This is a genomic window from Sulfitobacter mediterraneus, assembly GCF_016801775.1.
Taxonomy (GTDB): Bacteria; Pseudomonadota; Alphaproteobacteria; order Rhodobacterales; family Rhodobacteraceae; genus Sulfitobacter; species Sulfitobacter mediterraneus_A.
On sequence record NZ_CP069004.1, the window covers coordinates 1681092 to 1692237 of the forward strand.

Here is an 11146-nt window from a genome sequence, read left to right on the forward strand (position 1 = left end):
TTCTGACGCGCGGTTATGGCCATTCCCGCCAAATCGCGGTTACGCCCCAAAGCCTGCAATCGGCGGGGCAGCGGCCAGCACCGGCCTGCGCGTGGTCAAGCTGCGCCGTGCCTCTTCGGTCAGGCCAAGCTTGAGCAGGACATTGGCGTAGGTCAGTTCCAGCAGATCACGTTGGGCGCGGCTGCCGCCAAGCCGCTCCGTTGTTCCCATAACCATGACCAGCTCCTCCAACGCCGCCTGCCAATCCTGACGCGCAATTGCCCCCCATGCCCGCGCGACAGGCTGTACAAGATCGCCGGCAAAGCCCTTGGCAGTGTCGCAGATATAGGCCAGACGATCTGCGTTCCCCGCCATGGCATGGGCCAAGGCCGCATGCATATCGGCGAAGCTTTGGCCGGTTTCGGGGAAAAATTGTGTGGCATACTCACTCAATTCCGACCAGCGTTTCGGGGCAACGGGCAGGCCCGCAAGTTCGGCCCGGTAAAAGATCGCGGCGGTATCCGTCAGCACATTGATCGGCAGGCCCTTCGCCGCCTGCGGACCGACGCCAGCATCAATCGCCGCCCACATGCCCTCCGCATCGCCGTCATGAAGCGCCCAAAGTGCTGCATGCCAGCTCAGGTGCCCATGCAGCACGGCGCGGTCGTCATAATCCACAAGCCAATCGGCCAGATACCGACGCCCCGCCGCCGCATCTCCGGCCTCATATTGCGCGTGTGATTTGAAATGGGCCGCATTGGCATTGCGCGCATTCAAGGCCAGCGATTTGTCCATCAACTGCATCGATGCGTCGATCTGACCGGTCTCACAGAGGGACAGCGCATGCATCGACATCATCCACCAATCCTCGCCATAGTGCGGCAAGAGGGCCGAGGTATAGGCCAGCAATTCGGCCTCGCGACCCACTTCGCCAGAAAACCCGATCAATCCGAACACATTCGCGCAAAGCTGGGCTGCAAGCGCATCCCGTGGATAGGCGCGCACATGGCTCTTCACCATTGCGCGGGCTTTGTGCGGTTGGCCCGCAAACAGCAGGGCAAAGCACTCGACATGCTGGCGCTGCCGTGTATCCAGTCTGGCCGCGAGAGTTTGGGCGCGGGCCATCGCGGCCTTGGCCGCTGGCATTTGGCCGGACATCATCAACGCCCGCGCCAGCCCCACATGCCCAAGCGCAAAACCTTCATCCTGATCAACGGCCGTTTGAAACGCCTCTGCCGCGCCAAAATCTGCCGCCAGGAACTGTCTGACACCCAGGTCGTATTGATCCAGTGCCGCTTGGGACGTGACCGTAATTTGGTTGCCATAGCTATCGGTCAACATGGATTTATCCTTTCACAAGGGGCTCGTTGTCCCTGAATGGTTTTCGAGCGACCATAGGGCGTTTCTCTTCAAATGTCTGCGGCTGGAGATGCATTTCCTGCTGCGCCGCGCCGTGCATTTCGTTGAGGCGCAAGTCGCCCAAGCACGATGAGACTGTGCGACCGGGGTGTTTCGGCTCATTTACAGACCGGCAGCGAGCCCACCTTAAATCACTGATATATGGCCACAAAAAGAGATCTACCTGTCAAAATCGGCCACCAACCACCCATTACCACAGCCGCATCAAGCGCTGGAATCCGGCCTTGGCCTCGTGACATTTCATAGGCCGATAATAAAGATTTACAACTGGTATGATGACATGATATTGATACCGCATAAAGCAAAACGAATAGGGGGAAGACAATGTCAAAGGCACTATCAAGATTGGGCTGCGCGGTCAGTTTCGCGGTTGCAGGCCTGACCGGAATGGCCGCTGCACAAGAGACCGTGCTGGAAGTTTCGGCCACTCAACCAGAGTATTTTGCCCAGGATCGGGCGATCTGGGATCTCTACGAGGAAGAAAATCCCGGCGTAAAGATCGAGCTGTTTGCAATCAACGAAGACACCGAAGCAGCCTTTCAAGCGCGTGTAGCCGCTGGCGATCCACCCGACATTCGCGGCCTGACATTTCCTACACAAGACAATTACAAGACATACCTGAACCTCATGGAAATTGATTTTCCGTGGTGGGACAAGGCCAACTACGACGCCCGCCAGATCTTTGAAAAAACCCATGGCGTAAAAGGCTATGCCCCCGCATTCAACGTGCAGGGTGGCTTGTTCCTGAACATGATCTACTACGCCGACGAGATGAAGTTGGCCGGACTTGACCCTAAATCAGTGAAATCCGTCGATGACTTGCGGGCGCTTCTCGAAGAACTCAAGGTCTACGTCGAGGGCCGCGACGATCTGGAATATGTTCTTGATATCGGTTGGCATCCACGTTTCTGGGGCCGCTGGATGTTGGAAGCATGGGCCGTTGGCCTCGGCGCCTCCAAAGAAGATGTGCGCGATTTGTGGACCGGCAAAATTGCCTGGACCGATGAGGCGAACAACCCATTGGTGCCGGCCCTGAAACTGGCCAAAGAGTTCACCGAAAAGGGTTATTTCCCGAACAACTGGTGGAATCGCGCATGGGAGCAGGAGTTTGAAGCCAGCTTTATCACCGGCAAATCCATCCTTGCTGTCCACGGACCTTGGCTTTGGAACAAGGTGATGGCGCAGAATCCCGATGTGGAACTTGACGGCATCTTTTTCCCGCCAAATGCCGATGGCGTCGTGTGGCAGGATGCAACAACCGCTGATCGTGGCTCTGCCCTTTATGCGGCCAACAAAGACGATCCGAACTTTGACGCGGCGAAGAAGGCATTTTACTGGTGGACCTCCCCGGAGATCGTCAAACTGCGCGCCGAAGCTGTTGGCTATGTCCCCGCCATGGATCTGTCCGAACAGGGCGGTGTGGAATTGCAAAACCCGCAATATCTCAAGCTGGTCGGGCCATCCCTTGACGCAGGCGAGATCACTTTTGACAGCTCCCTTGGTGGTCAGGCTGCGGCCGGTCCGATGCAAAAAAGTGGCACACCTTTCGTGATCGAAGATAACGTGATGGCATCTGAAATCGGTGATTACGTTTCCGGTGAACAAAGCCTCGCTGATTTGCTTGCTCTGATGCAGGAACGTTGGGACCAAGCTTACGGGCAATAGGATCACCCGCTAACCACCTTTTCCACCGGCTATTGCGACGGAGCAAGGCATGAATACGAGCAGTCAACACGGGCGCGTGGCCTCCAATAAGGCCACGCGCGATCAAGCCGCAAAGGCACGTAGCAGGCGGGAGTTTCTAACCGATCTGATTTACATCGCACCGCAGTATATCATCTACATCGGCCTGCAGATCCTGCCCTTCGCGATTGCGCTTCCGATCATTTTTACCGATCAGGTGGACTTCCTTGATCAGGACGTCAATTGGGTCGGGTTCGACAATATCGCCTCGTTGTTTCAGGGGCCGCTTGATGAACGGCTTTTTGCAGCATTGCGGCGCACGATCATCTTTTCCTGTGTGAATTACGTGATGGTCTTTCTGTTCGGCTTTTTGCTGGCGCTCGCCATGTTCGAATTGGTGTCAAAGCTGAAGGGGCTGTTCTTTACCATCATCTATATGCCCTGGATGTTGTCCGGCATCGGGGTTGGCCTGATCATGGTCATGCTGTTTTCCACGGACACCGGATCGTTCAATCTGATTTTGTCCGAGGCAGGGTTCAGCAACAATGCCTTTGATGCCAAAAGCGAGACAACCTCACTTTATGTCCTGCCCTTCATGTACGGCTGGAAAGCGGCCGGATTTAACATGGCGCTGTTTCTGGGTGGGTTGCTTGCTATTCCCAGTGAGACAATCGAATCTGCACGCATGGACGGCGCCCGCTATTGGCAGCGTGTCTGGTACATATACCTGCCGCAGATCGTGCCCAGCATGATCATCGCGACCATCTTTTCCATCATCAATTCTTTCGGGATCTTTGATGAACTTGTCGGCCTCGGTGCATTGGCTGGCAATCAGAACGGTGAATTCATGTCTATCTTCATCTATCAGCTTGGTTTCGGGTCTGCGACGATGGGCGGCGCCAAGATTGGCACCCTCGCGCAAGGTATAACCGCGTCGATGGTGATTTTCCTGCCACTCGTGTTTCTCGCGTTCTGGCTCAACCGGCTGCAAAAGAAATTGAGCTATCACTGATGCGTAAAACTACCCGGAAAAAGTACCTGCTGATTGCCTTCCTATCGGCTTATTGTCTGTTGACGCTGACACCCTTCTATATTCTGGCGGTGCGGGCTTTCACGCCGACAATTGAGTCCACCGAATTGCACCTTTGGATCCCCGAGCGCCGCGACCTGTCGATGAATGCGCGGATCGGTGATCTATCAACGATCTACAACGTCGATGCTCGCGCCTTCCGGCGCGAGATGGGGATCAAAGGGTATCTGAACCCCCAGCTGAAACTGAGCCAGATCGCCGAGAAGTATGAGATCGAGCCGGAGAGCATCCGCAGCTATCTCGAACCGTTTGTCCAATACAATGGGATTTATACCATTGTGAACAATGGCTTTGTCCGCTCACTCATAGCCACAATCGTTGTTACTGGTGCCTCCGTTCTGGTCGGGGCCCTTTTGGGGATCATGACCGGATCAGCCCTGGCCGGGTTCCGGCGGCGATGGCATATGTTCGTTTACAACACCTACCTATTGAACATGATCATTCCACCCATGATGGTCATCTTGCCCCAATACATCATCATCACGCGGTATCTGGGGTTGGAAAACAGTCTGCTGTCGCTGGTCTTGCTGCACATCAAAGGCGGCGCCCTGTCCACGATGGTATTTACCTCCTACATCGCAACAGTTCCGCGCGAATTGAAAGAGTCCGTCTATATGGATGGAGGCAAACACTATCACTATTTCCTCTACATCCTGCTGCCGCTTATGGGGACACCCTTTGCCGTCTTTGCGTCCATTACCATGCCCTGGTTCTGGAACGATCTGCTACATGCGCTGGTGCTGCTGAGACCTGACAACTACACCCTGCCCGCATTTGTGGCATCTATAGGCGGCACGTTCACCACCAACTTCGAGGCGATCTTCTCGGGCGTGCTGTTGTCACTGCTGCCGATCCTGGTCGTTTATCTGGTGTTCCAGAAATTGTTTATTCGCTCGGCCATGGCCGGCGCGGTCAAAGGATAGGCCCATGACACAAGTAACCCTTACCAAAGCCGTCAAACGTTATGGTTCCGTTGAAGTATTGCATGGCATTGATCTGGAAATTGAGGCCAACAAGCTGACGGTCCTGCTTGGCCCGTCAGGCTGCGGCAAGTCCACCCTGCTGCGGATGATCGCGGGCCTGGAAGACATCAGCGATGGCGAATTGCAGATCGGGGACCGGATCGTGAATGAGGCCGACCCGTCGGAACGCGGATGTGCCATGGTGTTTCAGAACTATGCGCTTTACCCGCACCAGACTGTTTTCAAGAACATGGCCTTTCCCCTGAAAATGAAGGGCACGCCAAAGTCAGAAATTGACATCAAGGTGCGCGAAACCGCCCGTGTGCTTGAGCTTGAGCCGCTTCTGGACAGGCTGCCGCGTGACCTGTCAGGCGGCCAACGCCAGCGGGTTGCCATGGGCCGTGCGATGATCCGCAATCCCAAGGTGTTCTTGTTCGATGAACCGCTGTCTAACCTTGACGCCGAATTGCGGGTCAAGATGCGGCTCGAAATTGCCAGATTGCAAAAGGAACTGGGTGCCACAATGATCTTTGTCACCCATGACCAGGTCGAGGCGATGACCCTCGCCGACAACGTGGTGATCCTGAACAGTGGCTATGTTCAACAGGTCGGTGCGCCGCTTGATATCTACAACCATCCCGCAAACCGATTTGTTGCGGGGTTCATCGGCTCACCCTCGATGAATTTCCTGCCCGTCGAAAAAGTGGACAACGGGCCAAAAGGATCGGTTGTGTATCTGCAAGGCGGCCTTCAGGCAAAGTTCAAGCGGCAAGTGCCACAAGGCACCCGCACCTTGGGTGTGCGCCCTGAACATGTGATTGTCGGCGGGAGCACGGTAAACATTGCTGCTGCCGATTTTACCGAACTGGGGGCAGAGCATTTGGGCGACCGGGCCTATCACCATATTTCGCTGCCGTTTGGCGACTTCACTATTTTGCAGGCCGAAGGTGGGTCGATACCTTCAAGCGATGCATTGTCCTTGGGTTTTGCCGAAGCGCGGCTTCATTTCTTTGATGATGGCGGCCTCGCACTGACGGGCAAAGACATATGATCGCTGCCTTGCTCCGCCGGTCCTTGGTTGATCTGTGGGACAATGCCGTTTTCTGTTTCGGCCTGAATATCGCTGTGCTGAGCCTTGCCGCGCTTTTTCTATACCCGATCTCGCTGACCTATGCGTTGTCGCCGGTGTTGTTTGCGCCCGCGATGGTGGTCGCGGTTTGGTTTGGCCTTGTGGCATTGGCCGCCACTGCAGAACTGGTAAACCAAGTTGCGGCGCGGGCCGATATCAACGTTTCAGCGATGCGGCCCGACTGGCTGTTTTGCCTTGTTTTGGCCTTCACCTTGGTCGGGCTTGGCGGGGCGGCAATGCTTCTGCTGCTGGGCGCTGATGCGGGCTCTGCCCAAGGGGTAGCGCGGGCCGTGGGCGGCGGTTGGCTGATCCTCGTCGTGCTGGAACTTGCCGTATTGTCACCCGCCTTTGCCTTGGATCGCGCCGCCGCCCTGCCCCGCAGACTTGCCGAACTTGCCGGGATTGTCCTGCGGTATCCGCTGGCCTGCTTTACCATTCTGGCATTGTCGATTTTGGCCATGGCAGCCACGGTTGGCCTGCTCCCCGGCCCTGCTGGCGCGGCCTATCTCTATCTGCGGTCCGGCCGCATGATGCGCGTGGGATTGAACGCAGCGGGCAATCCAAATCCGATGACCGAAGCCATTCATCATGAACGGCAGCGTGTCGCCAACCGCACACCGCGTAATTTGTTGCAGCCATGGCGTACGTCGTAGTTGCCAGATCAAACCAAAGGAAACTGAATGAGCCGGCCTAACATTCTTGTCATCGTAACCGACCAACAAAGGGTGGATTCCGTCGGGGCCTACGGGTCCACTGTCTGCCGGACCCCGAACATGGACAAGGTTGCCAAAGCCGGCATGCGATTTGACAAGGCCTTTACGCCCACAGGCCTGTGCTCGCCCGTGCGGTGTTCCCTGCTCAGTGGTGTTTATCCGCATGAACATCGCGTGTTGACCAATGTGGGCCTGCATCCGGTGCGCGCCCAACTTGAACCTGCCGATGACCGGATGTCTGCCGCTTTGAAGTCGGCAGGATACCGGATGGGCTATGTTGGCAAATGGCATGTCTCAAAGATCGACCCGCCGGGGTTTGGCTACGAAGATTATGTCAGTCTGGGCGACTACATGACTTGGCGGCAGGATCAGGGGTTAGCCGTGCCTGACGCCTTTAACGATTACCTCACCCAACGCGCTGTCAGGGACGAGGCACCTGCCGACAAAAGCCGCCCCGCCTTTCTGGCCGACAATGCCATTCGACTGATCGACAAACACCATGCGGGTGATGATCCATTTTTCCTGCGCCTTGATTTTCACGGGCCGCATTTCCCCAATGTTGTGCCAGAGCCCTATTTTTCGATGTACGACCCGGCGGATATCCCGCAATGGCCGAACAATGCCGACACCCTGGAGGGAAAACCCTCGGTCCAGAGCATCAAACAAAAGCACTGGCGCACCGAAAACCTGCCCTGGGCCGATTGGGCCAAACTGATCTCGGCCTATTACGGCGAGATCACAATGATCGACGATCAGGTCGGGCGTGTGCTTGACCACCTCACGGCTCTGGGGCTCGACGATGATACGCTGGTAATCTGGACATCCGATCACGGCGACACCATCGGGGCCCATGGAATATGCAACAAAGACTACACGATGTACGAAGAGATCTACCGCGTGCCGATGCTCATGCGGTGGCCCGGAGTGATCCCGCAGGGCAGCACCTGTGACGCCTTCGTGCATCATTTTCTCGACATTTGCGGCACGGTCATGGAAATCGCCGGTGCCGAAAGGCCAGACGTATTTCATGGCCGGTCCCTGCTCAGCCAAATGAAAGGCGCCCCACCCCCGGACGACTGGCCAGATAGCGCCTATTGCGAATTTCACGGCAGCCATATGGGGCTGTATTCCATGCGGCTGCTGACCACCGACGATTGGGCCTACATCTACCACACCAACGATATCGACGAGCTTTATGATCGCAAGGAAGACCCGTGGCAGATGGTCAATCTGGCCGAAAGCAAGGACCACGCAGACGTCTTGGATATGCTCAAACGCAAGATGGTCGGATGGATGGCCGATACAAATGACCATTTGCACAATGAATGGACCGTTGATTGGCTGACCAAAGATCCAGAACTGATAGCGCAGGCGCCCGGACGCCGGCGGACCAAATGGTGACAACATGGGACTGAGAATTGGACTATCCGGCGCTGGCTATATCGCGCCCGTACATATCGAGGCATGGCGCCGCGCAGGTGCAGAAGTGGTGGCCATCGCGGACCCGGACCTTGCACGGACACATTTCACCGCGGATCACTACCAGATTGGCAAAATCCACACGGATGCACGCGCCATGATAGATGCAGGCGAGATTGACGTGCTGGACGTCGCGGCCCCACGACAGGTGCACATCGAACAATCGCTGGCCGGTCTCGCGGCCGGATTGCCTGTCATTTGTCAAAAACCGCTTGCACCCTCACTGGCCGAGGCGGAAGAGTTTGCGCAAAAGCTGTGCGCGGAAGACCGGTTTATGGTGCATGAAAACTGGCGGTTCCGTCAGCCCTACCGCCGGATCAAACAATGGATTGACCAGGGTCTTGTCGGTGACATTCGCCATGTCTCGATGGCGATGCGGTCCACCGCGATGCTGCCTGATGAGACCGGCATGCGGCCTGCGGCTGGCCGCCAGCCGTTCATGTTGAAAGAGCCCCGCCTCGTGCTTGCCGAAGTGTTGATCCACAACATCGACACGGTTCGTTTCCTTGTCGGGGATCTCAATCTGATCTCTGCCCGCGCCGCCCGCGTGGATCCTCAAATCACCGGCGAAACCTCGGCAACCTTATATGCAGAAACCACCAACGCGGTTCCGGTGTTGATCAGCGGCGATATGACCGCACATGGCACCCCAAACGGCGCAAGCGATTGGCTGGAAATACTGGGTTCGAAGGGGCGCGTGACCCTTGAAAACACTTTGCTGCGCCTGCATGGGCCGCAACCTCAGGAAATCGACTTTGGTGAGGACAACCTGCTTGCCGAGGCCGCATCCGCGACCATCGCGCATTTTGTTGAACAACTGGAAAGCGGCGGCGCCTTTGAGACCGGTCTTGAGGACAATCTCAAAACGCTGCGTCTGGTCGAACAAGCCTATGCGCTTTCTGCCCCGATAGGTGCGGCGCCGCAGTAACCATCCGTGCGAGAGGGTTGCTAGGAATCGCTGCGGGCGTTGGCCTGATCGTACAGGGCATTGCTGCGCATCAGGTGCCGTTTCATCGCGCTGCGCGCCTGCGCCGGATCCCCCTGGGCGATGGCATCAAAAATCTCTTGATGCTCCGACAGGGTCAGTTCTTCGAGGCCCGGCGTGCGCACATTGGCGACGTGAAACACCGAAAGCCAGTCGAAAATCGCATGGGTCACAGCACTGTAAAGCGGATTGCCGGGTATCTCGGCGATTGCCTGATGGAAACGGCCGTCCAAAGTCATGAATTTCACCGGCGCATCCCGCGCATCCCGCAGCGCATCCATGATCTCGGCCAGATGATCCAATTGCGCCTGCGTGCGCATATCTGCGGCCCGGCCCACCAAATAGCATTCCAGCCCGATCCGGGCTTCCTTGAGATGCTCAAGCGTGGTCCCGGAATGCGACAGGATATGCTTCATTGTCAGGCTCATCTGATCCAGCGCACCATCCATGGACGGTTCTGCGACCCGCGGCCGTTCGCCGTGGCGCACCTCGATCAAACCCATGCTTTGCAGCGATTGCATCGCCTCTCGAATCGCGGGTCGGCCAACGCCATACTGGTTCATCAACTCGCGCTCTGACGGCAGGATATCCCCCGGCCCCAAAGCCTCGCGTTGAATGGTCTCAAGAATGCGCTCTTTGACTTCGTCGCTCAGCTTTCGACGTCGTATCGGTTGGGTCTGGGGGGCCAAGGTTGCCTCGCTATCTCAAGATCTTCCGATCGCTCATTGCACTTGTATGACATGTAAACCAGTGAACCCGACGTTTCCAGCCCTTTGGCCGCAGTGTTGACTTATCCCGGGGTTTGCCGCATAAAGTGGTATACTATGTTAATCACATAATCTCTATCTGAAATCCAAACGGTAAGTACATGAACAATAAAATTGCGATACTCGGTGCAGGCGGAAAAATGGGTGCGCGAATTTCGCGAAAAATCCATGAATCTCAATATGATCTGGTTGCGATCGAAATTTCTGACGAAGGCCGGGAACGCCTTGGCAATGCAGGCATTCCGGTGACCGATGGCGATGATTGGATCAAAACGGTTGATGCTGTTGTGCTTGCCCTGCCGGATTCTGTTATCGGGCAGGTCGCGGACAAATTGGTGCCACGCCTCAAGCCTGGCACGATTGTACTGATCCTGGACGCGGCTGCGCCCTATGCCGGGGTCTTGCCCGAACGCGAGGATATCACCTACTTTATCGGCCATCCGTGTCATCCGCCCATTTTCAACGACGAAACCGATTGGGAGGCCCGCCGCGACTATCACGGCGGTGTGGCCAATCAAGCCATCGTTTGCGCCTTGATGCAGGGACCAGAGGAACACTACGATATTGGCCGCGAGATTTGTGAAACCATGTGGTCGCCGATCATCCGCACGCACCGGGTGACCACCGAACAACTGGCCATTCTTGAGCCGGGCTTGTCCGAGATGGTCGCCATGCCCTTCATCGACGTCATGGTCGAAGCGGTGGATGAATGCGAAAAGACCTACGACATCGACCGGCAAGCCGCATTTGATTTCCTGATCGGGCATCTCAACGTCGAATTGGCCATGTGGTTCGGATTCTCACCCAAAGTGCCGTCTGACGCTGCGCTTCGGTTGATGGAATTTGCCAAGAAAGTGGTGGTCAAGGATGACTGGCGCCGCGCCCTCGACCCCAAAGTGGTCAAGGAAGCCTCTGAGCTGATCGTTCGCGGCGGTTGATC

At 56.5% G+C, this 11146-nt stretch carries 10 protein-coding genes; 8 read left to right on the top strand and 2 right to left on the bottom strand.

The window, feature by feature from the left end:
• Positions 1-39 precede the first annotated feature (39 nt).
• Complete coding sequence (locus JNX03_RS08245; protein WP_203211895.1) at positions 40-1320, bottom strand: tetratricopeptide repeat protein; 1281 nt, start codon at positions 1318-1320, stop codon at positions 40-42.
• Between the two features lie 402 nt (positions 1321-1722).
• On the opposite strand from JNX03_RS08245, the gene JNX03_RS08255 reads away from it, so the two are divergent.
• From JNX03_RS08255 to JNX03_RS08285, 7 genes are read left to right on the top strand one after another with little or no spacing between them, the layout of a single operon-like run.
• On the top strand, positions 1723-3063 hold the full coding sequence (locus JNX03_RS08255) for an ABC transporter substrate-binding protein (RefSeq protein ID WP_203211897.1): 1341 nt from the start codon (positions 1723-1725) through the stop codon (positions 3061-3063).
• Between the two features lie 49 nt (positions 3064-3112).
• Positions 3113-4093, top strand: coding sequence for a carbohydrate ABC transporter permease (locus JNX03_RS08260; protein WP_203211898.1), 981 nt, complete (start codon positions 3113-3115; stop codon positions 4091-4093).
• The gene (locus JNX03_RS08265) at positions 4093-5094 is read left to right on the top strand and encodes a carbohydrate ABC transporter permease (RefSeq protein WP_203211899.1); all 1002 of its coding nucleotides are present in this window, start codon (positions 4093-4095) and stop codon (positions 5092-5094) included. The genes JNX03_RS08260 and JNX03_RS08265 overlap by 1 nt, the downstream gene beginning before the upstream one ends.
• Before the next feature lie 4 nt (positions 5095-5098).
• Positions 5099-6184 carry an ABC transporter ATP-binding protein gene (locus tag JNX03_RS08270; RefSeq protein ID WP_203211900.1) on the top strand — a complete coding sequence of 362 codons (1086 nt, stop codon included), beginning with the start codon at positions 5099-5101 and terminating at the stop codon, positions 6182-6184.
• The gene (locus JNX03_RS08275; RefSeq protein WP_203211901.1) at positions 6181-6915 is read left to right on the top strand and encodes a hypothetical protein; all 735 of its coding nucleotides are present in this window, start codon (positions 6181-6183) and stop codon (positions 6913-6915) included. Before JNX03_RS08270 ends, JNX03_RS08275 begins: the two co-directional genes overlap by 4 nt.
• 27 nt (positions 6916-6942) lie before the next feature.
• Complete coding sequence (locus JNX03_RS08280) at positions 6943-8376, top strand: sulfatase-like hydrolase/transferase (RefSeq protein ID WP_203211902.1); 1434 nt, start codon at positions 6943-6945, stop codon at positions 8374-8376.
• Between the two features lie 4 nt (positions 8377-8380).
• Positions 8381-9382 (top strand): Gfo/Idh/MocA family protein, encoded by a 1002-nt coding sequence (locus tag JNX03_RS08285; protein ID WP_203211903.1) that lies wholly within the window; start codon positions 8381-8383, stop codon positions 9380-9382.
• Between the two features lie 20 nt (positions 9383-9402).
• On the opposite strand, the gene nanR is transcribed toward JNX03_RS08285, so the two are convergent.
• Complete coding sequence (gene nanR / locus JNX03_RS08290; RefSeq protein ID WP_203211904.1) at positions 9403-10128, bottom strand: transcriptional regulator NanR; 726 nt, start codon at positions 10126-10128, stop codon at positions 9403-9405.
• Between the two features lie 179 nt (positions 10129-10307).
• On the opposite strand from nanR, the gene JNX03_RS08295 reads away from it, so the two are divergent.
• Complete coding sequence (locus JNX03_RS08295) at positions 10308-11144, top strand: phosphogluconate dehydrogenase C-terminal domain-containing protein (RefSeq protein ID WP_203211905.1); 837 nt, start codon at positions 10308-10310, stop codon at positions 11142-11144.
• Positions 11145-11146: the final 2 nt, after the last annotated feature.